Origin of the sequence: Microbacterium sp. JZ31, from assembly GCF_016805985.1 — a bacterium.
Lineage (GTDB): Bacteria > Actinomycetota > Actinomycetes > Actinomycetales > Microbacteriaceae > Microbacterium.
Genome location: NZ_CP017661.1, coordinates 1,451,587 through 1,473,306, shown reverse-complemented (window position 1 = coordinate 1,473,306; position 21,720 = coordinate 1,451,587). Strand labels below are relative to the sequence as shown.

20 protein-coding genes are annotated in these 21,720 nt (G+C 71.7%); 2 read left to right on the top strand and 18 right to left on the bottom strand.

Annotated features, from left to right (window positions below; genetic code table 11):
• Positions 1-22 precede the first annotated feature (22 nt).
• The 13 genes from metK to BJP60_RS06925 all read right to left on the bottom strand — a co-directional run bounded on the left by metK (position 23) and on the right by BJP60_RS06925 (position 14,119).
• On the bottom strand, positions 23-1,210 hold the full coding sequence (gene metK / locus BJP60_RS06985) for a methionine adenosyltransferase (RefSeq protein ID WP_203138569.1): 1,188 nt from the start codon (positions 1,208-1,210) through the stop codon (positions 23-25).
• Between the two features lie 84 nt (positions 1,211-1,294).
• Positions 1,295-1,549, bottom strand: a complete 255-nt coding sequence (gene rpoZ / locus BJP60_RS06980; protein ID WP_055988299.1) for a DNA-directed RNA polymerase subunit omega — start codon at positions 1,547-1,549, stop codon at positions 1,295-1,297.
• 24 nt (positions 1,550-1,573) lie between these two features.
• Positions 1,574-2,512, bottom strand: coding sequence for a guanylate kinase (gene gmk / locus BJP60_RS06975; RefSeq protein WP_203138567.1), 939 nt, complete (start codon positions 2,510-2,512; stop codon positions 1,574-1,576).
• Positions 2,505-3,383: an orotidine-5'-phosphate decarboxylase gene (pyrF, locus tag BJP60_RS06970; RefSeq protein WP_203138566.1), complete on the bottom strand. Its 879-nt coding sequence runs from the start codon at positions 3,381-3,383 to the stop codon at positions 2,505-2,507. Before pyrF ends, gmk begins: the two co-directional genes overlap by 8 nt.
• Positions 3,380-6,688, bottom strand: a complete 3,309-nt coding sequence (gene carB / locus BJP60_RS06965) for a carbamoyl-phosphate synthase large subunit (protein ID WP_203138565.1) — start codon at positions 6,686-6,688, stop codon at positions 3,380-3,382. Before carB ends, pyrF begins: the two co-directional genes overlap by 4 nt.
• Positions 6,681-7,853: a glutamine-hydrolyzing carbamoyl-phosphate synthase small subunit gene (gene carA / locus BJP60_RS06960; protein WP_203138564.1), complete on the bottom strand. Its 1,173-nt coding sequence runs from the start codon at positions 7,851-7,853 to the stop codon at positions 6,681-6,683. The genes carB and carA overlap by 8 nt, the downstream gene beginning before the upstream one ends.
• The gene (locus BJP60_RS06955) at positions 7,850-8,368 is read right to left on the bottom strand and encodes a PH-like domain-containing protein (RefSeq protein WP_238439608.1); all 519 of its coding nucleotides are present in this window, start codon (positions 8,366-8,368) and stop codon (positions 7,850-7,852) included. The genes carA and BJP60_RS06955 overlap by 4 nt, the downstream gene beginning before the upstream one ends.
• A complete protein-coding gene (locus tag BJP60_RS06950) occupies positions 8,365-9,675 on the bottom strand; it encodes a dihydroorotase (protein WP_203138558.1) in 1,311 nt (436 codons plus the stop codon). The genes BJP60_RS06955 and BJP60_RS06950 overlap by 4 nt, the downstream gene beginning before the upstream one ends.
• Positions 9,672-10,646 carry an aspartate carbamoyltransferase catalytic subunit gene (locus BJP60_RS06945; protein ID WP_203138557.1) on the bottom strand — a complete coding sequence of 325 codons (975 nt, stop codon included), beginning with the start codon at positions 10,644-10,646 and terminating at the stop codon, positions 9,672-9,674. The genes BJP60_RS06950 and BJP60_RS06945 overlap by 4 nt, the downstream gene beginning before the upstream one ends.
• The gene (gene pyrR, locus BJP60_RS06940; RefSeq protein WP_203138554.1) at positions 10,643-11,185 is read right to left on the bottom strand and encodes a bifunctional pyr operon transcriptional regulator/uracil phosphoribosyltransferase PyrR; all 543 of its coding nucleotides are present in this window, start codon (positions 11,183-11,185) and stop codon (positions 10,643-10,645) included. Before pyrR ends, BJP60_RS06945 begins: the two co-directional genes overlap by 4 nt.
• 62 nt (positions 11,186-11,247) lie before the next feature.
• Positions 11,248-11,658: a transcription antitermination factor NusB gene (gene nusB, locus BJP60_RS06935; protein WP_203138552.1), complete on the bottom strand. Its 411-nt coding sequence runs from the start codon at positions 11,656-11,658 to the stop codon at positions 11,248-11,250.
• A 4-nt stretch (positions 11,659-11,662) separates the two neighbouring features.
• Positions 11,663-12,223 (bottom strand): elongation factor P, encoded by a 561-nt coding sequence (gene efp / locus BJP60_RS06930; protein WP_203138550.1) that lies wholly within the window; start codon positions 12,221-12,223, stop codon positions 11,663-11,665.
• 84 nt (positions 12,224-12,307) lie between these two features.
• Positions 12,308-14,119 (bottom strand): bifunctional sugar phosphate isomerase/epimerase/4-hydroxyphenylpyruvate dioxygenase family protein, encoded by a 1,812-nt coding sequence (locus BJP60_RS06925; protein WP_203138545.1) that lies wholly within the window; start codon positions 14,117-14,119, stop codon positions 12,308-12,310.
• Between the two features lie 144 nt (positions 14,120-14,263).
• Between BJP60_RS06925 and BJP60_RS06920 the strand changes: the two genes are divergently transcribed.
• Together BJP60_RS06920 and BJP60_RS06915 are read left to right on the top strand one after the other, a co-directional pair.
• Positions 14,264-15,142 carry a shikimate dehydrogenase gene (locus tag BJP60_RS06920; protein ID WP_203138540.1) on the top strand — a complete coding sequence of 293 codons (879 nt, stop codon included), beginning with the start codon at positions 14,264-14,266 and terminating at the stop codon, positions 15,140-15,142.
• A gap of 15 nt (positions 15,143-15,157) precedes the next feature.
• Positions 15,158-16,477 (top strand): MFS transporter, encoded by a 1,320-nt coding sequence (locus BJP60_RS06915; protein ID WP_203138539.1) that lies wholly within the window; start codon positions 15,158-15,160, stop codon positions 16,475-16,477.
• A gap of 51 nt (positions 16,478-16,528) precedes the next feature.
• Here BJP60_RS06915 and aroB read toward each other — a convergent pair whose 3' ends face one another.
• From aroB to mltG, 5 genes are read right to left on the bottom strand one after another with little or no spacing between them, the layout of a single operon-like run.
• Positions 16,529-17,638, bottom strand: coding sequence for a 3-dehydroquinate synthase (gene aroB / locus BJP60_RS06910; RefSeq protein WP_203138538.1), 1,110 nt, complete (start codon positions 17,636-17,638; stop codon positions 16,529-16,531).
• Positions 17,635-18,204 (bottom strand): shikimate kinase, encoded by a 570-nt coding sequence (locus BJP60_RS06905; RefSeq protein WP_203138537.1) that lies wholly within the window; start codon positions 18,202-18,204, stop codon positions 17,635-17,637. The genes aroB and BJP60_RS06905 overlap by 4 nt, the downstream gene beginning before the upstream one ends.
• A complete protein-coding gene (gene aroC / locus BJP60_RS06900) occupies positions 18,188-19,411 on the bottom strand; it encodes a chorismate synthase (protein WP_203138535.1) in 1,224 nt (407 codons plus the stop codon). The genes BJP60_RS06905 and aroC overlap by 17 nt, the downstream gene beginning before the upstream one ends.
• A gap of 4 nt (positions 19,412-19,415) precedes the next feature.
• Positions 19,416-20,273: a shikimate dehydrogenase gene (locus BJP60_RS06895; RefSeq protein WP_203138533.1), complete on the bottom strand. Its 858-nt coding sequence runs from the start codon at positions 20,271-20,273 to the stop codon at positions 19,416-19,418.
• Position 20,274: 1 nt separating this feature from the next.
• On the bottom strand, positions 20,275-21,711 hold the full coding sequence (gene mltG / locus BJP60_RS06890) for an endolytic transglycosylase MltG (RefSeq protein ID WP_238439607.1): 1,437 nt from the start codon (positions 21,709-21,711) through the stop codon (positions 20,275-20,277).
• Positions 21,712-21,720: the final 9 nt, after the last annotated feature.

Genomic DNA, 21,720 nt, shown 5'->3' with positions numbered 1-21,720 from the left:
GCTTCCCCCGGATCCGGGCGGATCAGAGACCCGCGGCGCGCCGCAGGTCGTCGACGCGCGTGGTCTGCTCCCACGTGAAATCGGGCAGCTCGCGGCCGAAGTGACCGTACGCGGCGGTCTGCGCGTAGATGGGCCGCTTGAGGTCGAGCTGCTCGATGATCGCCGCGGGGCGCAGGTCGAACACCGAGCGGATGGCGTCGACGATCACGTCGTCGGAGACCTTGCCCGTGCCGAACGACTCCACGTACAGGCCGACGGGGTTCGCCTTGCCGATCGCGTACGCGACCTGCACCTCGAGGCGGTCGGCGAGGCCTGCCGCGACGGCGTTCTTGGCGACCCAGCGCATGGCGTAGGCGGCCGAGCGGTCGACCTTGGACGGGTCCTTGCCGCTGAAGGCGCCGCCACCGTGGCGGGCGGCGCCGCCGTACGTGTCGATGATGATCTTGCGGCCCGTGAGGCCCGCGTCGCCCTTGGGGCCGCCCGTCACGAAGGGGCCCGCGGGGTTGATGTAGAGCTTGACGTCGCCGGCGTCGAGCCCGGTCTGCTCGAGCACGGGACGGATCACGCGCGCCTCGACCTCGGCGCGGATCTCGTCCTGCGTCATCTTCGGGTGGTGCTGCGTGGAGACGACGACCGCGTCGACCGTCTTCGGCGTGAAGCCGTCGTAGCCCAGCGTGACCTGCGTCTTGCCGTCGGGGCGCAGGAACGGCATCTCGCCGTTGCGACGCACCTCGGTGAGCCGCTCGGCGAGCCGGTGGGCCGTCCACGCCGCCATGGGCATGAGCTGCGGGGTCTCGTTGGCCGCGAAGCCGAACATGATGCCCTGGTCACCCGCGCCCAGCTCGTCGTAGTGATCGGACGATCCCTCGCGCGTCTCGAGCGCCGTGTCGACGCCGGCCGCGATGTCGCCGGACTGCTCGCCCACCGACACGCTGACGCCGCACGAGTCGCCGTCGAAGCCCATGTCGCTCGACGTATAGCCGATGCGGTTGATCACGCCGCGCACGATCGCGGGGATCTCGACGTACGCCTCGGTGCGGATCTCACCCGCCACGTGCACGAGACCGGTCGTGACGAGCGTCTCGACCGCGACGCGGCTCTCGGGATCGCTCGCGAGGAGGCCGTCGAGGATGCTGTCCGAGATCTGGTCGCAGATCTTGTCGGGGTGTCCCTCGGTGACCGACTCTGACGTGAAAAGGCGAAGGCTCATGCTGCTCCTGGTCGACGATCGGGCTCAGACGAGAAGGTGGTCGCCACCCATGATGGGGGCGACCACCGACATCGTGCGAGGCGCTTACTCTGCGTGACGCAGGCGCAGCTTGTCCTGGTGGATCTCGTGCAGCGCGATCGTGAGCGGCTTGTCCTCGACCGAGGAGTCGACGAGCGGGCCGACGTTGTCGAACAGGTTCCCCTCGTGGAGATCCGTGTAGTAGTCGTTGATCTGACGCGCGCGCTTGGCGCCGTAGATGACCAGCTGGTACTTCGAGTCGACCTTGTCGAGCAGCTCGTCGATGGGCGGGTCGATGATGCCCTTGTTCTCCGTGGTCACGTGGATCCTCCTGTCGGGCGCGCGCTACGAGCGCGCGGAAGCATCTGACAATTCTACGACCTGCCGCGCCGCGGTGGCGACGTCCTCGTTCACGATGTGGAAGTCGAACTCGTTCTGCGCCGCGAGCTCGACGCGCGCGGTGCGCAGGCGACGCGCCCGCTCCTCGTCGTCCTCGGTGCCGCGGCCGACGAGCCGGTGCACGAGTTCGTCCCAGCTCGGCGGCAGCAGGAACACGAGCGAGGCGCGGGGATCCGCCGCACGCACCTGGCGGGCGCCCTGCAGGTCGATCTCGAGCAGCACCGTGCGGCCGTCGAGCAGCGCCGCCTCGATCGGGCCGCGAGGCGTTCCGTAGCGGTGCTTGTTGTGCACGACCGCGTGCTCGAGCAGCTCGTCCTCGGCGATCATCCGGTCGAACTCCGCGTCGTCCACGAAGTAGTAGTGCACGCCGTCGATCTCACCCGGTCGCGGCGGACGCGTCGTCGCCGAGACCGACACGAGGATCTCGGGGTGGTCCTCGCGGATGCGCGCCGAGACGGTGCCCTTGCCGACGGCCGTGGGGCCGGCGAGCACGAGCAGGCGGCTGCGGCCGGGCCGCGGACGGGGCTCCGGCATCCGGCGATCGAGCCACGCCTGCAGCGCTGTGCGCTGGCGCGTGCCGAGCCCGCCGAGACGCTTGACGGGTGAGATGCCGAGCTCCGACAGGATCCGGTCGCGCTTGCCCTCACCGATCGCGGGCAGCGCCGTCAGGAAGTCGGGCACGCGCAGCGTGCCGGCGGGCGACGACGGATCCGCGACCGCACGGCGCAGCACCTCCTGCGGCGTCACGACGCGCGTGCTGAGGTCGCGCTTGAGCGAGGCCCGGGCGCGGCGTGCGGCGACGGCACGTCGCGATGCGGCGGCGCGGTCGACCTCCGGGGGCCGCGTCGCGCTGCCGCGCGCGTGGTTCTCCGCGGTGTCAGACATGCGCACCCTCCTCGGTGACGGTCGGATAGGCAGCGGCCGCGGCGGCGACCGCGTCCGCGATGCCGTCGGGCCCGGCGGACAGGATGCTGCGGCTCTCGCTCGCGACGACCGTGGACGCCATCGCACCGTACACGGCACGCAGCTGGTCCGGGCGGGCGCCCTGGTGGCCGAAGCCCGGCGCGAGGACGGGAGCCGGGGGCGCGAACGGCCGGAGCCCCGCCTCCGCCCAGTCGACCGTCGCGCCGATCACGAAGCCGAGGCTGCCCCATTCCCCGTCGCCCACCGCGGTCGCGTTGCGGTCCGAGACCTCCGCGATCACGGCGGCCGAGACGGTGCCGCCCGCGGCGGTCGTCGCGCGCTGCAGCATCGTCGCCTCGGGGTTGCTCGTCGCCGCCAGCACGAACGCGCCCTTGCCGTGCGCGAGCGCGTGGGCGAACGTCCCCGACAGCGCGCCGACGCCGAGGTACGGGCTCACCGTCAGCGCGTCGGCCTCGAGCGGGGCGCCCGCCGTGAGCCAGGCCGCCGCGTACGCGTCCATCGTCGAGCCGATGTCGCCCCGCTTGGCATCGGCGATCGCCAGCACGTCGGCCGCACGCGCGGCCGCGAGCACCTCCTCGAGAGCCGCGAGCCCGGCGGATCCGTGGCGCTCGAAGAACGACACCTGCGGCTTGACGAAGCCCGCGCGCCCGGCCGCGGCGTCCACGACGCGCAGACCGAACTCGCGCACGCCGGCCGCGTCCGCCGTCAGACCCCAGGCCGCCAGGAGCGGCTCATGCGGGTCGATGCCGACGCACAGGTGCCCGCGCCGCGCGATGGCGGCGCGCGCACGCTCACCGAACGAGTCCCGCGTCGCGGTGCCGGATGAGGTCATCGAGCCTCCACGGCCACCGCGCTGCGCTGCTCGCGCTCAGTCGCGTACTCCTGCAGGCTCTTCACGGAGAAGCCCTCGGCCATCGTGTCCATCGCGCTCACGGCCGCGCCGAGCGTGGCGATCGTGGTGAACAGCGCCTTGTCACCGCCCACCGCCGCCGCACGGATCTCGTAGCCGTCGGCACGCGCCGACATGCCGCTCGGGGTGTTCACGATCATGTCGACGCGGCCCTCGTTGATGAGGTCGACGATGTTCTCCTCGCCGGATGCCTGCGTCGCGCTGTACTTGCCCACGACCTCGGCCCGGATGCCGTTGCGCAGCAGAATCTCGGCCGTGCCCTCGGTCGCGAGGATCGAGAAGCCGAGCTGCTGCAGGCGGTGCGCGGGGAGGAGCACGTCGCGCTTGTCGGCGTCGGCGACCGAGATGAACACCGTGCCGCCGCGCGGGATGCCGCCGTATGCCGCCGACTGGCTCTTCGCGAAGGCGGTCGGGAAGTCGCGGTCGATTCCCATCACCTCACCCGTCGAACGCATCTCCGGGCCGAGCACCGAGTCGACGATGTGTCCCTCGCGCGTGCGGAAGCGCTTGAACGGCAGCACCGCCTCCTTGACCGAGACCGGCGAGTCGATCGGCACCCGCGAGCCGTCGTTCTCCGGCAGCAGCCCCTCGGCGCGGAGCGCGTCGATCGTCTCGCCCGCCATGATGCGCGAGGCGGCCTTCGCGAGCGGGATCCCGAGCGCCTTCGACACGAACGGCACCGTGCGGCTCGCGCGCGGATTCGCCTCGATCACGTAGAGCACGCCCGCGCTGATCGCGAACTGCACGTTCAGCAGGCCGCGCACGCCCACGCCCTGGGCGATCGCCAGGGTCGCCTCGCGCACGCGGTCGATCTCGGTGCGGCCGAGGGACATGGGCGGCAGGGCGCAGCTCGAGTCGCCGGAGTGGATGCCGGCCTCCTCGAGGTGCTCCATGATGCCGCCGATGTACAGCTCGTGGCCGTCGTACAGCGCGTCGACATCGATCTCCACCGCGTCGTCCAGGAACCGGTCGACGAGCAGCGGCGCGTCCTCGCCGATGATCGCGTGCTCCGCGATGCGCGCGAAGTAGTCGCGCAGACTCGGGGTGTCGTACACGATCTCCATGCCGCGTCCGCCGAGCACGAAGCTCGGGCGCACGAGCACGGGGTAGCCGATCTCCTCGGCGATCCGGACGGCCTCGGCCTCGTCCGTCGCGGTGCCGTTGCGGGGCGCGACGAGGCCGCCGCGCTCGAGGATCTCGCCGAAGAGCTTGCGGTCCTCGGCGAGGTCGATCGCGGCGGGGCTGGTGCCGAGGATCCGGTAGCCGGCCTCCTCGATGCCCTTCGCGAGCCCGAGCGGCGTCTGACCGCCGAGCTGGCACACGACGCCGTGGATCTCGCCCGAGAGCGACTCGGCGTGCAGCACCTCGAGCACGTCCTCGAGCGTCAGCGGCTCGAAGTAGAGGCGGTCCGAGGTGTCGTAGTCGGTCGAGACGGTCTCGGGGTTGCAGTTGACCATGACGGTCTCGTAGCCCGCGGCCGACAGCGCGAACGACGCGTGCACGCACGAGTAGTCGAACTCGACGCCCTGGCCGATGCGGTTCGGGCCGGAGCCGATGATGATGACCTTCCGGCGGTCGGACGGCGTCACCTCGGTCTCGAAGTCGTAGCTCGAGTAGTGGTACGGCGTGAGCGCGGGGAACTCGCCCGCGCACGTGTCGACCGTCTTGTACACGGGACGCAGGCCGAGACCGTGGCGGACGCCCCGCGCCTCGGTCTCGGCGATGCCGCGCAGCTGCGCGATCTGCGCGTCCGAGAAGCCGTGCTCCTTCGCGAGCCGCAGGACGGACTCGTCGAGCTCGGGGGCGGTTGCGACCGCCTCGGCGACCTCGTTGATCAGGACGATCTGGTCGAGGAACCACGGATCGATCGCGGTCGCGTCGAACGCCTCGGCGACCGTCGCGCCCTTGCGCAGCGCCTGCTGCACGAGCACGAGGCGGCCGTCCGTGGGGGTGCGGGCCTCGAGCAGGAGCTCCTCGGTCGAACGCGGCTCGTCGCCCCAGTGGAAGCTGGAGCCGCGCTTCTCGATCGAGCGCAGCGCCTTCTGCAGCGCGGTCGTGTAGTTGCGGCCGATCGCCATGGCCTCGCCCACCGACTTCATGGTCGTGGTGAGGGTCGGGTCCGCGGCCGGGAACTTCTCGAAGGCGAAGCGCGGGACCTTGACGACCACGTAGTCGAGCGTGGGCTCGAACGACGCCGGCGTGACCTTCGTGATGTCGTTCGGGACCTCGTCGAGCCGGTAGCCCAGCGCGAGCTTCGCGGCGAGCTTGGCGATCGGGAAGCCCGTGGCCTTGGACGCGAGCGCCGACGAGCGCGACACGCGGGGGTTCATCTCGATCACGATGATCCGGCCGTCCGCGGGGTTGACCGCGAACTGGATGTTGCAGCCGCCGGTGTCGACACCCACGGCGCGGATGATGTCGATGCCGATGTCGCGGAGCTTCTGGTACTCGCGGTCGGTGAGGGTCAGGGCCGGTGCGACGGTGATCGAGTCGCCCGTGTGCACGCCCACCGGGTCGACGTTCTCGATCGAGCACACCACGACCGTGTTGTCGGCCGTGTCGCGCATCAGCTCGAGCTCGTACTCCTTCCACCCGAGGATCGACTCCTCGAGCAGGACCTCGGTCGTCGTCGACTCGCGCAGGCCCGCGCCGGCGATGCGGCGCAGATCCTGCTCGTCGAACGCGAAGCCCGAGCCCAGGCCGCCCATCGTGAAGGACGGACGCACGACGAGCGGGTAGCCGAGCTCGGCCGCTCCCGCGAGCACTTCCTCCATCGTGTGGGCGATCACGCTGCGCGCGACCTCGGCGCCCGCCTCGATCACGAGCTCCTTGAAGATCTGACGGTCCTCGCCCTTGCGGATCGCGTCGACCTTCGCGCCGATCAGCTCGACGTCGTACTTCTCGAGGATGCCGCGCTCGTGCAGCGCCATGGCCGCGTTCAGCGCGGTCTGGCCGCCGAGGGTCGGCAGGATCGCGTCGGGCTTCTCCTTGGCGATGATCGTCTCGATCACCTCGGGCGTGATCGGCTCGATGTACGTCGCGTCGGCGAACTCCGGATCCGTCATGATCGTGGCCGGGTTGGAGTTCACGAGGATGACGCGCACGCCCTCCTCGCGGAGCACGCGGCACGCCTGGGTGCCGGAGTAGTCGAACTCGACGGCCTGACCGATGACGATCGGGCCCGATCCGATGACGAGAACGGACTGGATGTCGTCGCGCTTAGGCATTCGCGTCCTTCTTGGCGTTCTTGCTGGCAAGGTGCTCCACGACCATGTCGCGGAAGCGGTCGAACAGGTAGTTGGCGTCGTTCGGGCCGCCGGCGGCCTCCGGGTGGTACTGCACCGAGAAGGCGGGGATGTCGAGCGCACGCAGGCCCTCCACGACGTCGTCGTTCAGGCCCACGTGGCTCACCTCCACGCGGCCGTAGCCGGCGGGGCTGTCGAACTCGCCCACGAGCGGCGCGTCGACCGCGAAGCCGTGGTTGTGCGCCGTGATCTCGACGCGGCCCGTGAGCTTGTCCTTCACGGGCTGGTTGATGCCGCGGTGGCCGAACGGCAGCTTGTACGTGCCCAGGCCGAGCGCGCGGCCCAGCAGCTGGTTGCCGAAGCAGATGCCGAAGAAGGGCAGCTGCTCGTCCAGGATGCCGCGCAGCAGCTGCACGTGCTCCTCCGACGCGGCGGGGTCGCCCGGACCGTTGGAGTAGAACGCCGCGACCGGGTCGATCGCGAGCAGCTGCTCCCTCGTGACGTTCTGCGGCAGCACGTGCACCTCGAAGCCGCGGCGCGCGAGGTTGTTGACGGTCGCCTGCTTGATGCCGAGGTCGATGACCGCGAGGTTGCCGATCTTCTCCCCCACGGCGGGCGTGACGGCGGCGACCTCGACGGAGACCTGACCCGACAGGTTCTGCCCGGCCATCTGCGGGGCCTCGGTCACGAGACGCAGCTGCTCGTCCTCGGCGATATGCGCGGCGTCGCCCGAGAAGATGCCGCCGCGCATGCTGCCGGCCGAGCGGATGTGACGCGTGATCGCGCGCGTGTCGATCCCGCTGATGCCCACGATGCCGTCGCGCTCGAGCGCGTCGTCGAGCGACTCCTCGGCGCGCCAGCTCGAGACGACGCGCGAGGGGTCGCGCACGATGTAGCCGGCGACCCAGACGCGACGCGACTCGGGGTCCTCCGTGTTGACGCCGGTGTTGCCGATGTGCGGCGCGGTCTGCAGCACGATCTGTCCGGCGTAGGACGGGTCGGTCAGGGTCTCCTGGTAGCCGGTCATGCCGGTCGTGAAGACGACCTCGCCGAGGGTCGTGCCGCGCGCGCCGTAGGCGTGCCCGGGGTAGCGCGTGCCGTCCTCGAGGACGAGCACGGCCGGCTGGCGGTCGAGGAGCGATGTCATCGCTGTGCTCCCATCTGGGTGGAGTCGGAGTCGGATTCTGTGCGGAGGCGCTCGATCTCGGACACCAGGGCGTCCGGATCCGCGTCCTGCAGCCGCACATAGCTGTCGCAGATCGTGCCGTCGTCGGCCGTCCAGGCCACGAGCACGAGGCCGTCGTACTCGACGACGCGGTCGATGGTCCACGTCGCGCGACCGGCGTCCCGCAGGCGCGGCGCGTCGAGGAAGACCGTGGGCTCGCCGGGCATGTCGAGCGCGACGCCGGCGTCGGTCACGGTCACCGTCACGCGCGAGCGGAAGGCGAGGTGCTTCACGTTCAGGCGATCCAGCGGCTTCTCATGCCGCGTGGTGGCGACGTAGAGGCCCGTGAACGTGGCGCGCACCGCGCCCCGGCGCTCGGCGACGGGAGCGATCACGCCGGCGTCGCGCCTCGCTCGTCGTCGCCATCCCCACACCATGAGGGCGAGGGCGATCACGGCGATCGCGACGAAGATCATCGAGGCGGCCTCGTGGCTCACGCGCGCACCGCCTCGAGGTCGACGACGTCGCCGTCGGCGAGCGTCGCGTAGCCGCGGTGGATCGTCCACATCACGCGGCCGGGCAGCTCCCGCCCCACGTAGGGCGAGTTGACGCTGCGGCCGCGCAGGTCGGACGTGCCGAACGCGCCGCCCGTGGCCGGGTCGTAGAGCGTGAGCTCGGCGGGCCGGCCCGCCTCGAGCGGCGTGCCGTGGCCCGCGAGACGCCCGATGCGGGCGGGCGTCTTCGACAGCACGCGGGCCACGCCCGCCCAGTCGAGCAGACCCGTGGAGACCATGGCCTGGTGCACGACGCGCAGCGCGCTCTCGAGCCCGACCATGCCGTTCGCGGCGGCCTGCCACTCGCACGCCTTCGCCTCGGCGGGATGCGGTGCGTGATCGGTGGCGACGATGTCGATCGTGCCGTCCGCGAGGCCCTCCCGCACGGCCTGCACGTCCTCGGCCGTCCGCAGCGGCGGGTTGACCTTGAAGCGCGCGTCGTAGTCGCGCACCAGCTCGTCGGTCAGCAGCAGGTGGTGCGGAGTCACCTCGGCGGTGACGTCGATGCCGCGCTTCTTCGCCCAGCGGATGATGTCGACGGACCCGGCCGTGGAGAGGTGGCAGACGTGCAGGCGCGAGCCCACGTGCTCCGCCAGCAGCACGTCGCGCGCGATGATCGACTCCTCGGCGACGGCGGGCCATCCCGCGAGGCCGAGCTCGGCGGACACGACGCCCTCGTTCATCTGCGCGCCCTCGGTCAGGCGGGGATCCTGCGCATGCTGCGCCACGACGCCGTCGAAGGCCTTCACGTACTCGAGCGCGCGGCGCATGATCAGCGGGTCCCACACACAGAAGCCGTCGTCGCTGAACACCCGGACGCGAGCGCGCGAGTCGGCCATCGCGCCGAGCTCGGCGAGGCGCTCGCCCCGCTGCCCGACCGTGACCGCGCCGATCGGCTGCACGGTCGCGTACCCGGCGGCCTCACCCAGCGCGAGCTCCTGCTCGACAACGCCCGCCGTGTCGGCGACCGGCGAGGTGTTGGGCATCGCGAACACCGCCGTGAACCCGCCCGCGGCGGCCGCGCGCGTGCCGGTCAGGATCGTCTCGCTCGCCTCGTAGCCCGGCTCGCGCAGGTGCGTGTGGAGGTCCACGAGACCGGGCAGCGCGACGAGTCCGTCCGCGTCGATGCGCGTGGCGCCCTCGCGCGAGAGTCCGGATCCGACCTCGGCGATCCGGCCGTCCTCGATCAGCAGGTCGGCGCGGTCGCCGCCCTCGATCGATGCTCCGGTGATGAGAAGGACACCGCTCATCGCTCCTCCTCACTCTGGGGCTTCGCATCCGTCCGCTCCCCCGCCAGCAGCAGGTAGAGCACAGCCATCCGCACGGAGACCCCCGCCTTGACCTGCTCGAGCACCGTCGATCGCGGCGAATCGGCGGCCTCGGCCGAGATCTCCAGGCCCCGGTTCATGGGTCCGGGGTGCATCACAATGCTACCGGCTGGCAGGCTGTCAAGTCGCCGCGGGTCGAGCCCCCACCTGCGGGAATACTCCCGCTCAGAGGGGAAATACGCGGCGTTCATGCGCTCAAGCTGGATGCGCAGCATCATGAGCGCGTCGGGGTCCGCCGAGATCGCCTCGTCGAGGTCGTAGCGCACGGTCACGGGCCAGTTCGAGATGTCCTGCGGCAGCAGCGTCGGCGGCGCGACCAGCGTGACGTCCGCACCCAGCGTGTGGAGCAGCCACACGTTCGAGCGCGCGACGCGCGAGTGCAGGATGTCCCCGACGATCGCGACGCGGAAGCCCGCGAGGTCCTTGCCGCGGCTGTCCGCGCCGTGGCGGCGCTTGCGCATCGTGAACGCGTCGAGCAGCGCCTGCGTGGGGTGCTCGTGCGTGCCGTCGCCGGCGTTCACGACGCCCGCGTCGATCCAGCCGCTCGTCGCGAGCGTGCGGGGCGCTCCGGACGCGCCATGGCGGATCACGACCGCGTCGGCCCCCATCGCCTGCAGCGTCTGGGCGGTGTCCTGCAGGCTCTCGCCCTTCGAGACGCTCGAGCCCTTCGCCGCGAAGTTGATCACGTCGGCCGACAGGCGCTTGGCCGCGGCCTCGAACGAGATGCGCGTGCGCGTGGAGTCCTCGAAGAACAGATTCACGACGGTCTTGCCGCGCAGGGTGGGGAGCTTCTTGACCTCGCGCGACTGCGTGTCGGCCATGTCCTCCGCGATGTCGAGGATGCGGATCGCGTCCTCGCGCGGGAGCGTGTGCGTGTCGAGCAGGTGCCTCATGCGTCGCCGCCCTCGATCGACACCTCGTCGGATCCGCCGTCGACCTCCGTGACGCGCACGTTGACGCGCTCGCTGCGCGAGGACGGCAGGTTCTTGCCGACGAAGTCGGGCCGGATCGGCAGCTCGCGGTGCCCGCGGTCGACGAGGATGGCCAGACGCACCGCGGCCGGGCGCCCGATGTCGTTCAGGGCGTCGAGCGCGGCGCGGATGCTGCGGCCCGAGAACAGCACGTCGTCGACGAGCACCACGACCTTGCCGTCGATGCCCCCGGCGGGGATCTGCGTGGGCCGCGGCGTGCGCGTCGGATGCTTGGCGAGGTCGTCGCGGTACATCGTGACGTCCAGGGACCCGGTCGGCACCGCCTGTCCGGCGAAGCGCTCGATCAGGGCGGAGAGCCGCTGCGCGAGGGTCACGCCACGCGTCGGGATCCCCAGCAGGATCAGTCCGTCCGGGCCCTTGTTCGACTCGAGGATCTCGTGTGCGATCCGCGTCAGGGCCCTGGCGATGTCGGCGTCGTTCAGCACGGCACGCGTGCTCATCCGCCTCTCCCTTCTCCGCCTCACGGGACGGTGTTAAAGGTGCAGGTGGTGATCAGTCTAGTTCAGCTGGAGCGTGCGATGCGGGCGAGGACTCCGTGGACGAACGCGCCCGAGTCGTCCGTCGAGAACTCCTTGGCGAGCTCCACGGCCTCGTCGATCGCGACCGCGGTCGGCACGTCGGGGTTGTGCAGGATCTCCCACGTCGCGATGCGCAGCAGGGCGCGGTCGACGGCCGGCATGCGGTCGATCTTCCAGTCGCGGCTGTGCGTCGTGATCTGCTCGTCGATCTCCGCGGCCGCGTCGATCACGCCGTCGACGATCTCGCGCGCGTAGAGCCACGAGGCCTGCCGCGCGGGCTCGGAGGCCGCGCGCTTGGCCTCGGCGGCCAGGGCCACCGCGAGCTCGTCGCCGCGCACGTCGGCGGAGAAGAGGATGTCGAGGGCGCGCTTGCGCGCCTTGGTGCGGGCGCTCACGCGCTCACTTCTCGCGGCCGAGGTAGTCGCCCGTGCGGGTGTCCACCTTGACGCGCGTGCCGGTCTCGAGGAACAGCGGCACCTGGATCTCGGCGCCGGTCTCGACCGTGGCGGGCTTGGTGCCGGCGGACGAGCGGTCGCCCTGCAGGCCCGGCTCGGTGTACGTGATCTCGAGGATCACGGAGGCGGGGAGTTCGACGTACAGCGGCGTGCCGTCGTGCAGCGCGATCGTGACCTCCTGGTTCTCGAGGAGGAACTTCGACGCGTCGCCGACCGTGGCGGCGGGGACGTTGATCTGGTCGTAATCCTTGGCGTCCATGAAGACGAAGTTGTCGCCGTCGTTGTAGAGGTACGTGTAGTCGCGGCGGTCGACGTTCTGGATGTCGACCTTGGCGCCCGCGTTGAACGTCTTGTCGACGACCTTGCCGGTCACGACGTTCTTGAGCTTGGTGCGGACGAACGCGCCGCCCTTGCCGGGCTTGACGTGCTGGAACTCCACGACGCTCCAGAGCTGTCCGTCGATGCTGAGCACGACGCCGTTCTTGATGTCTGCGGTGGATGCCATGAGTGGGGAGTTTCCGTTCGTCCTGAGGGATGCGGCCGGATGCGACCGAGAGCCGATTCTACCGGGTCGCTTCTGCGCGGCCCGTCAGCGGCCGGCGGAGTCCTGCGCCGCGAGCCGCACGGGGGCGTTCATCGCGCCGTACCCGTCGTAGCCGTCCCGCCGCTCGACGAACTCCCAGAACGCCCGGCCGGGCGCCGACGCGTAGAAGTGCAGGTACTCCCCCGTCGCATCGCGGTCGTAGAGCAGATCGAGCCCCCGCAGCTCATCGATCCGGTCGTCCGGCAGTCCGAAGCGGGCCGCGAGATCGTCGTAGTAGTTGCCGGGGATGGGCAGGATGTCGAGGCCCCGCGCGCGCCCCTCGCGCGCGAGCGCGACGACGTCTCTGCAGCGGAACGCGACGTGCTGCGACAGCCCGGCGCCCGGCCCGCGCTCGGCCACGATCGGCGGCGCGACGTTGAGCGGCATCCGGATCGCCCGGTCCGGCGTCTGCAGCACGCGCGACTGCACGAGGCCGCGCGGGCTCGCGACGTCCGTGCCCCCCGCGGGCTCGAGCGACAGAACCGCACGATAGAACAGCACGGTCTCGTCGATCACCTGCCACGGCTGCGTGAGACTGACGTGGTCGATCCCGGTGACCAGTCCCCCGCCGCGCGGATCGCCGTCGACGAACTCGGACACCCACACCGGCTCGTCCACGGACGCGGCGTACCAGTACACCTCCGAGCCGTCGGGCGCCGTGACGGCGACGAGGGCCTCCTCGGTGGCATGCGTGCGGCGATACGCGAAGGGCGTGCGCAGCTCGCGCGCCCGGGCCGTCTGGGCGGCGGGGTCGGCGACCGCGAAGCCCACCGCGGCGATGTACGGCTGCAGATCGCGCGCGTGCTGCTCGTTCAGGATCACGCGGGCGTCGCCCGAGCTCCAGAGCGTCACGGGCTTCGTGCGGTGGCGGCCTCGGCGCGCGAAACCGGCGGCCTGCAGGAGGGCCTCGACGTGCGAGGTGTCCTCCGCCTTGATCTCGACGAAGTCGAACCCGCGGGGCGCGGACGCCGGCGTGAGCCGGGAGAGGTCGGCGCGGTGGGGCGGGTCGCCGGCCAGCGCGTCCTCCAGCCAGCGCAGCGAACGGCGCGCGTGCACGGCGGTCTGACGCGCCTCCGTCTGGCGGAAGGTGTCGTTGAACACCTCGAGCGAGATCGGACCGGTGTAGCCCGCGCGCAGCACGTGGCCGACGAACGCGTGCAGGTCGAAGTCGCCCTCGCCCGGGAACAGGCGGTGGTGGCGGCTCCACGACAGCACGTCCATCTCGAGCGCCGGCGCGTCCGCGAGCTGCAGGAAGAAGATGCGCTCTCCCGGGATCTCCTCGATGTCCGCCGGATCGTGCCCGCGCGAGAGTACGTGGAAGGAGTCCAGGCACACGCCCACGGCGGGGTGGTCGGCGAGCTGGACGATGCGCCAGGCGCGCCGGTAGTCGTCGACGAAGCGCCCCCACGCGAGGGCCTCGTATGCGATGCGCACGCCGTAGCGCTGCGCCAGGTCGCCGAGCCGGCGCAGCTGGCCGGCGCTCACCTCGTCGTCGTCGATCGTGGCGGTCGCGACGTTGCTGCAGCACAGCACGAGATCCATGCCCAGGCGCCTCATCAGCGCGAACTTCGCCTCGGCGCGACGCAGCACGTCGGCGAAGAGCTCCTCCGTCACACCCTCCGCGTCGCGCAGGGGCTGGTACAGGTCGAGCGTGAGGCCGAGCCGCGCGGCGAGGGCGCGGATCTCCTCGGGGCTCTCCGGAGCGGCCACGAGGTCGGGCTCGAAGATCTCGACGCCCGCGAATCCCGCGGCGGCGCACGCGTGCAGCTTCTGGGCCAGCGTGCCACTCAGGCATACGGTCGCGATCGACGTCTTCATCCGCGTCAATGTACCACGCGGTTCATTGCTCGGAGCGGGTCGCGCGCCTCTCGTTGACATCGCTCCCTCCCCGTGGTTCACTCCGTACGTACCGGATAGTACAGACACGACGCTCACGGCTGAGCGTCCAGCGAAGGAGCTCGAGTGGTGGACAGCGCGCACGCGTATCTCGTCGGCCTCGTCGGCACGGGGGTCACCCCGTCGCTCACGCCGCCGATGCACATGGCGGAGGCCGCGGCGCTCGGCATCCCATACGTCTACCGCCCGATCGACCTCTCGACGCTCGGCCTCGGCGCCGACCGCATCGGCGACATCCTGACCTGGGCCGAGCGGCTCGGCTTCGACGCGCTGAACATCACGCACCCCTGCAAGCAGGCCGTGATACCCCATCTCGACGAGATCGACCCGGTCGCACAGGCGCTCGGCGCCGTGAACACGGTGCTGCTGGGCCGCGAAGGCCGACGCGGCTGGAACACCGACACGACCGGCTTCGAGCGCGCGTTCTCCGCGGGGATGCCGGACGCCCCGCGCGGCGACGTCGTGCAGCTGGGCGCCGGCGGCGCGGGCGTGGCCGTCGCCGACGCGCTCGCGCGGCTCGGCACCTCGCGCCTCACGATCGTCGACCTCGACGCCGAGCGGGCGGACGCCCTGGCGCGGGACCTGCGCGAGCGCCGCGGCACGGACGCCGTCGCGGCGGAACCGTCCCGGCTCGCGCGGCTGCTGGAGGGCGCCGACGGCGTCGTGCACTGCACCCCGACGGGCATGGCCGAGCACCCCGGCATGCCGTTCGACGCCGCACTGCTGCGTCCCGACCTGTGGGTCGCCGACATCGTCTACCGCCCGCTCGAGACCGAGCTGCTCACGGCCGCACGCGCCGCCGGCTGCCGCACGCTCGACGGCGGGCGGATGGCGGTCGGCCAGGCCGTCGACGCGTTCGAGCTCATCACGGGGACCCGACCCGACCCCGATCGCATGAACCGTCACTTCCACGATCTCGTGCGCCCGCGCGAGATCCTTGTCTGAATGGAGCACAACCCGATGACCGACACCGCAACGACGCGGAAGACGCCCGTGAAGGCCGCCGTGGCCAGCTTCATGGGCAGTGCCGTCGAGTACTACGACTTCTTCGTGTTCGGATCCGCCGCGGCGCTGATCTTCCCGCACGTGTTCTTCCCGTCCGCGGACAACGCGGCGCTCGTGATGTCGTTCGCGACCTTCGCGTTCGCCTACGTCGCCCGCCCCGTCGGCGCGATCTTCCTCGGGCACTTCGGCGACAGGATCGGACGGCAGAAGGTGCTGCTGTTCACCCTCCTGCTGATGGGCGTGTCCACGTTCATCATCGGCTGCCTGCCGAGCTTCGACCAGGTCGGGTGGCTCGCGCCCGCTCTGCTCGTCCTGTGCCGCCTGATGCAGGGGCTGTCGGCGGCCGGAGAGCAGGCAGGCGCCTCCTCGCTCACGCTCGAGCATGCACCGGACGACCGGCGCGCGTTCTTCACGTCGTGGACGCTGACCGGCACGCAGGGCGGGCAGATCCTCGCCGCGCTGATCTTCATCCCGGTCGTGGCGCTGCCCGACGACATCAAGTACTCGTGGGGCTGGCGCGTTCCGTTCTGGCTCAGCGCGATCGTCGTGATCGTCGCGTACATCATCCGCCGCTCGCTGCATGAGACGCCGGCATTCGAGGACGCCAAGGCGCGGGGCCAGATCGCGCGTCTCCCCCTCGTGCCGCTGCTGCGCGACCACTGGTGCGACGTGGTGCGCGTCGTCCTGTGCGCCACGATCGCGGCGGTCTCGACCGTGTTCGGCAACCTCGCGCTCGCGTACGGCAAGGAGGTCGGTCTCGCCGAGAGCCTGACGCTGTGGCTCGTGGTGGTGGCGAACATCGTCGCCCTCGGCACGCAGCCGCTGTTCGGCCGCCTCGCCGACCGCATCGGCCGCAAGCCCGTCTACGTCTACGGCGCGCTGGCGTCCGCCGCGCTCATGCCGTTCTACATGCTCTCGATGAGCAGCGGGAACACGCTGCTGATCTTCGGCCTCGCCATCCTGACGTTCTCGTTCGGCTACGCGGCGGCCAACGCCGTGTGGCCGTCGTTCTACGGCGAGATGTTCTCGACGCGGGTGCGGTTCTCGGGCATGGCGATCGGCACCCAGCTCGGCTTCCTGATGGCCGGCTTCGCCCCGACGATCGTGACGGCACTGGGCGGCGTGGCCGAGGGCGGCTGGGTCGTCATCAGCGTGTTCACCGCCGTGGTGGCCGTCGTGGCCGCGGTCAGCGCGCTCACGGCCCGCGAGACGCGGGACGTGCCCACCGAGCGGCTCGGCCACCGCGCCGACGCGAAGGTGCTGGCGCGCGCCTGAGCGCACACGCGAAGACGCCCGGCGAGATCCTCGCCGGGCGTCTTCTCGTGTTCACCGTCCGGTGCGGATGATGCGTCCCTCGTCCTCGGCGCCGACCTCCTGGTACGCCGCGAACAGCAGCGATTCGTCGGGGGCCTGCAGCACGGTGGGCTTGGCGACGTCGTCCAGCACGATGAAGCGCAGCATGTCGCCGCGGGTCTTCTTGTCGCGCTTCATCGTCGCCAGCAGCGTCGCCCACGCGCCCGCGCGGTAGGTCGTCGGCAGGCCCAGCATCTGCAGCACGCGGCGGTGGCGGTCGACGGCCTCGTCCGAGAGCCGGCCCGCGAGACGCGAGACCTCGGCCGCGAACATCATCCCGACCGAGATCGCCGCGCCGTGGCGCCAGCGGTAGCGCTCGGCGTGCTCGATCGCGTGTCCGAGCGTGTGCCCGTAGTTCAGGATCTCCCGCTCCCCCGCCTCGCGGAAGTCGGCGCTGACGACGTCCGCCTTCATCCGGATCGCCAGCTCGACGCAGCGACGGAACTCGGGCGAGGTGACGTCGACGACGCGCGCCGGGTCGGCCTCGATCAGGTCGAGGATCTCCGGGTAGCGGATGAAGCCGGCCTTGACGACCTCCGCGAAGCCCGCGAGCACCTCGTTCTCCGACAGCGTCGCCAGCAGGTCGAGGTCGCAGATCACGGCGCGCGGCGCCCAGAAGGCGCCGACGAGGTTCTTGCCCTCGGCGGTGTTGACGCCGGTCTTGCCGCCCACGGCCGCATCGACCATGCCGAGAACCGTGGTCGGCACCTGCACGATCTCGACGCCGCGCAGCCAGCTCGCCGCGACGAAGCCCGCGAGGTCCGTCACGGCACCGCCGCCGAAGCCGACGACGGCGTCCGTGCGCGTGAAGTCGGCCTGCCCCATGATCTGCCAGCAGAACGCGGCGACCTCGATGCGCTTGCCGGCCTCCGCGTCGGGGATCTCGGCGAGCAGCACCTCGCGGCCGCCGTCGGCGAGCAGCCGTTCCCGCAGCTCGGCGGCCTGCGCGGACAGCGTCGGCGGGTGCACGACGAGCACCTTGCGCGCCGCCGGCGGCAGTGCGGCCGAGACGTCGGCGAGCAGGCCGTGCCCGATCGTGATCTCGTACTCGGCGCCGACAGGGATCACCGTCGTGTCACTCATCTGGAGCCCTCCTCGGCGCTCTGTCTCACCCAGTCCGCGATGCGGGCGACGACGCCCGAGATGGGCCCCGTCGACGTGTCGATCTCGAGGCCCGCGACCTCCTCGTACAGCGGCCGCCGCTCGTCGAAGATCCGGCGCCACTCGGCGACCGGATCCGCGCCTTCGAGCAGCGGCCGATTGGCGCCGGCGATGCGCCCGCGCACGGCGGGAAGCGCCACGGTGAGGAACACCACCCGGTGCGCCCGCAGGTCCTCGCGGGTGCGCGGGTCGAGCACCGCTCCGCCGCCGAGCGAGACGACGCCGCCCGCGGCGAGGGCCTCGGCGACCGCGTGGCGCTCGAGCTCGCGGAACGTCTGCTCGCCGCGCGTGCGGAACAGCTCGGGGATGGGACCGTGCTCGCGCACGACGATCGCGTCCGTGTCGCGGAACGTGGCGGCGAGGGCCTTGGCGAGCTTGCGTCCGATGCTCGTCTTGCCCGCGCCCATCGGCCCGACCAGCACGACCGCCTTCTCGTCCCCGCGCGCCGGGGCCGCGGCGGCGGGCTGGACGTCAGAGGGCGAGGTCATGCGTGAGCGCGGCAGGATCCGACGACGTCCGCAGCGCCTCGGCGATGCCTGCGAGGTACGCCTCGAGGTTGCGGCGCGTCTCGCGGACGGAGTCGCCGCCGAACTTTTCGAGCACGACGTCCGCGAGCGTGATGGCGACCATCGCCTCGGCGACCACGCCGGCGGCCGGCACGGCGCACACGTCGGAGCGCTGGTGGTGGGCTGCGGCGGTCTCTCCCGTGGCGACGTCCACCGTGCGCAGCGCGTGCGGCACGGTCGCGATGGGCTTCATGCCCGCCCGTACGCGCAGCACGGTGCCGGTGGACATGCCGCCCTCCGTTCCGCCCGCGCGGTCGGTGCCGCGCGCGATCCCGTCGGGCGTGACGAACAGCTCGTCGTGGGCCGCGGACCCGCGGCGACGCGTCGTCTCGAAGCCGTCGCCGACCTCCACGCCCTTGATGGCCTGGATGCTCATGAGCGCCTGCGCGAGCTTGCCGTCCAGGCGACGGTCCCAGTGCACGTGCGAGCCGAGCCCCGGCGGCAGGCCGTAGGCGAGCACCTCGACGATGCCGCCCACCGTGTCGCCGGCCTTGCGCGTGTCGTCGACCTCGGCGACCATCCGCTCCGACGTCTCGCCGTGGAAGCAGCGCAGCGGGTCCGCGTCGAGGGCGGCGACGTCGTCGGGGGTCGGCAGCGGCGCGTCGTCCGGCACGCGGACCGGACCGATCGACAGCGTGTGGCTCACCAGGCGGATGCCGAGCTCGCCGAGGAAGGAGCGGGCGACGGCGCCCAGCGCGACCCGGGCGGCCGTCTCGCGGGCGCTCGCGCGCTCGAGGATCGGGCGCGCCTCGTCGAAGTCGTACTTCTGCATTCCGACCAGATCGGCGTGACCGGGGCGCGGGCGCGTGAGGGGCGCGCCGCGGCCGCGCGACTTCTCGGTCAGCTCGACCGGCGCGGCGCTCATCACCTCTGTCCACTTGGGCCACTCGGTGTTGCCGATGCGCAGGGCGATGGGGCTGCCGAGGGTCAGGCCGTGGCGCACGCCGCCGGAGATCGTGAGCTCGTCCTGCTCGAACTTCATGCGCGATCCGCGTCCGTAGCCGAGCTTGCGGCGCTGCAGGTCCGCCTGGATGTCCTCGGCGAGAAGGGGCACGCCGGAGGGCAGGCCCTCCATCACGGCGATGAGTTCGGGGCCGTGCGATTCGCCGGCCGTGAGCACGCGGAGCATGCGCCTAGTCTCCCACGAGCGCGGAGCGCATCGCGGCGCGCACGTCATCCTCCGACGCGAGCGGGGTCTCGACCGAGCCGGTCGTGAAGACCCGCACCTGCAGCACGGCCTGGTGCAGCAGCATGCCGAGCCCGGGGATCGCGCGCCCGGTCCAGCGGCTCGCCAGATGCGACGGCCACGGGTGGTACGCGACGTCGAACAGCGGCCCGCCGTCGGTCGCGAGCGCGTCGGCGTGCGCGTCGGGCAGGACCGTGCCGCCCGGCAGCGCGCACACCGTCAGATCCGCGGGCGCATGCGCGGCGCCGAACGGCTCGACCGACGCCTCCATTCCCAGCCGGTCCGCCAGCGCGAGCAGCGGCCGGGCGCGCTCCGGGCTGCGTGCGACGATGCTCGCCCGACGCGCGCCGATCTCCCCGGCCGCGACGAGTGCCGAGGCCGAGGTCGCGCCCGCGCCGACGATGCGCACCCGGTCGAGCGCGGTGATCCCCTCGTCCGCGAGCGCCGCGACGACGCCCCCGACGTCGGTGTTGAAGCCGATGGGCGCGTCGGAGGGTGCGTCGCCGGGGCGCCGCACGTCGGCGCCGGGCAGCAGCAGCGTGTTCACGGCGCCGGTCAGCTCGGCGCGGCGGTCGCGCCACGCGCTCGCGCGCCATGCCCGCTCCTTGAGCGGCATCGTGACGGCGAGCCCGCGCCACTCGGCATCGAGCGTCGCCAGCATGCCGTCGAACACGGGCTCCGCCACGCGCACGCGCCCGAACGTCCAGTCGAGCCCGAGCATCGCGTACGCGGCGCCGTGCAGCTGCGGCGACCGGCTGTGTGCGATCGGGTCGCCCCAGACCGCCAGTCGGTGTGCGGCCGGCACGTCAGCAGCCGGAGTCCGGGTTCGCCTCGCACCACTCGTGCCACTGCCCGATGGCGCGCTCGTGCTCGCCGAGCGTCTCGCTGAACACCGTCTCGCCGGTGTCGAGGTTGACGGTCACGAAGTACTGCCACGGCCCCTCGGCCGGCTTGAGCGCGGCATCGATCGCGACGTCGCCCGGGTTCGAGATCGGGCCCACCGGCAGGCCGGTGTGCACGTAGGTGTTCCACGGGTTGTCGTCCTGCAGCGCCTCCTCCGAGCTGCTGACGGTGCCGTCGTGCATCTCGCCGTAGCCGTACTGCGCGGTGGAGTCCATCTGCAGCAGGCCGCCCGTGTCGGAGATGGCGGGGTCGAGACGGTTCTGGATCACGCGGGAGACCTTGTAGAAGTCGTCCTGGAAGCGCGCCTCGCGCTGGATGATCGATGCGATCGTCAGGATCTCGTGCTCGCGGCCCTCCGGGACGCCGGCGGAGGCGAGCGACTCCCGCGTGCGGTCGACCATCGCGCGGATCGCGTCCTCTGCCGTGACGCCCGGATCGAACGTGTAGTTGGCGGGGAACAGCCAGCCCTCCAGGCTGTCGCCCTCGACGCCGAACACGGAGGGGTCGGCGGCCGCGGCCTCGAGCTCCTCGAGCGGCATGTCGAGTCCGGCGGACGCCGCCTCGAGCGTCGCCTCCACCGTCAGGCCCTCCTGCAGGGCGACGGCGTTCTCCAGCCGGTTGGCGGGATCCTCGATCGCCGCCAGCGCCGCCGCGGACGTCATCTTCTGCTGCAGCTGGTACACGCCCGGGTAGAACAGCGGGATCGACTCGGCGTCGATGAGGTGGTCGTAGAACGAGTCCGGCTTGAGGGTGACGCCGGCCTCGTAGAGCTTCTGCGAGATCGCCTCGCCGCCGTCGCCCTCCTCGATCGTGATGGTCGCCTCACCCGTCGCCGCGCCCTCCTCGTAGTCGCTCGGGCCGTCCCAGCCGAAGCGCTCCTGGATCTGCGGGCCGTACGTGTTCCAGAGCGCGAAGCCGCCGGCGACGATGCCGCCGAGGATGGCCAGCAGGATCACGAGCGTCACGAGGCAGCCTCGGCCGCCCCGGCGCTGCTTGGCGTCGGCGGTGTTCTCCGGCACGAACAGGTCTTCGAGCGAGGCGGGCTCGGGCTCCACCGGCTCTCGCTCGTCGGACGCGCGCGTGGCGGTCTCGGCGAGCGTGGACGGCGCCGTGCGCCGGGTGCCGGCGGGCGACGACGGGAGCGGGGCGTCGGAGCCGTTGGACGGGGCGCGGAACATCTCCTCGTCCCAGGGCAGCGAGCGGGAGGCGGGCACGGGAGCGGTCGGGTCCGCGGGGTCCTCGTCCGCGGAGGCGGGCGGGTTCGGGTCCTGCTGCGCGCGGGCTGCCTGCCGTGCTTGACGTCGGGTCAGGGGCCGGCCATCGCGAGTCGGGTCGGACATGAGTCGGGT

Coding starts and splice junctions, on each gene's coding strand:
- metK (WP_203138569.1), bottom strand. CDS start 1,210: ATGAGCCTTCGCCTTTTCACGTCAGAGTCGGTCACCGAGGGACACCCC.
- gmk (WP_203138567.1), bottom strand. CDS start 2,512: ATGTCTGACACCGCGGAGAACCACGCGCGCGGCAGCGCGACGCGGCCC.
- pyrF (WP_203138566.1), bottom strand. CDS start 3,383: ATGACCTCATCCGGCACCGCGACGCGGGACTCGTTCGGTGAGCGTGCG.
- carB (WP_203138565.1), bottom strand. CDS start 6,688: ATGCCTAAGCGCGACGACATCCAGTCCGTTCTCGTCATCGGATCGGGC.
- carA (WP_203138564.1), bottom strand. CDS start 7,853: ATGACATCGCTCCTCGACCGCCAGCCGGCCGTGCTCGTCCTCGAGGAC.
- BJP60_RS06950 (WP_203138558.1), bottom strand. CDS start 9,675: ATGAGCGGTGTCCTTCTCATCACCGGAGCATCGATCGAGGGCGGCGAC.
- BJP60_RS06945 (WP_203138557.1), bottom strand. CDS start 10,646: ATGAGGCACCTGCTCGACACGCACACGCTCCCGCGCGAGGACGCGATC.
- pyrR (WP_203138554.1), bottom strand. CDS start 11,185: ATGAGCACGCGTGCCGTGCTGAACGACGCCGACATCGCCAGGGCCCTG.
- efp (WP_203138550.1), bottom strand. CDS start 12,223: ATGGCATCCACCGCAGACATCAAGAACGGCGTCGTGCTCAGCATCGAC.
- BJP60_RS06925 (WP_203138545.1), bottom strand. CDS start 14,119: ATGAAGACGTCGATCGCGACCGTATGCCTGAGTGGCACGCTGGCCCAG.
- BJP60_RS06915 (WP_203138539.1), top strand. CDS start 15,158: ATGACCGACACCGCAACGACGCGGAAGACGCCCGTGAAGGCCGCCGTG.
- aroB (WP_203138538.1), bottom strand. CDS start 17,638: ATGAGTGACACGACGGTGATCCCTGTCGGCGCCGAGTACGAGATCACG.
- BJP60_RS06905 (WP_203138537.1), bottom strand. CDS start 18,204: ATGACCTCGCCCTCTGACGTCCAGCCCGCCGCCGCGGCCCCGGCGCGC.
- aroC (WP_203138535.1), bottom strand. CDS start 19,411: ATGCTCCGCGTGCTCACGGCCGGCGAATCGCACGGCCCCGAACTCATC.
- mltG (WP_238439607.1), bottom strand. CDS start 21,711: ATGTCCGACCCGACTCGCGATGGCCGGCCCCTGACCCGACGTCAAGCA.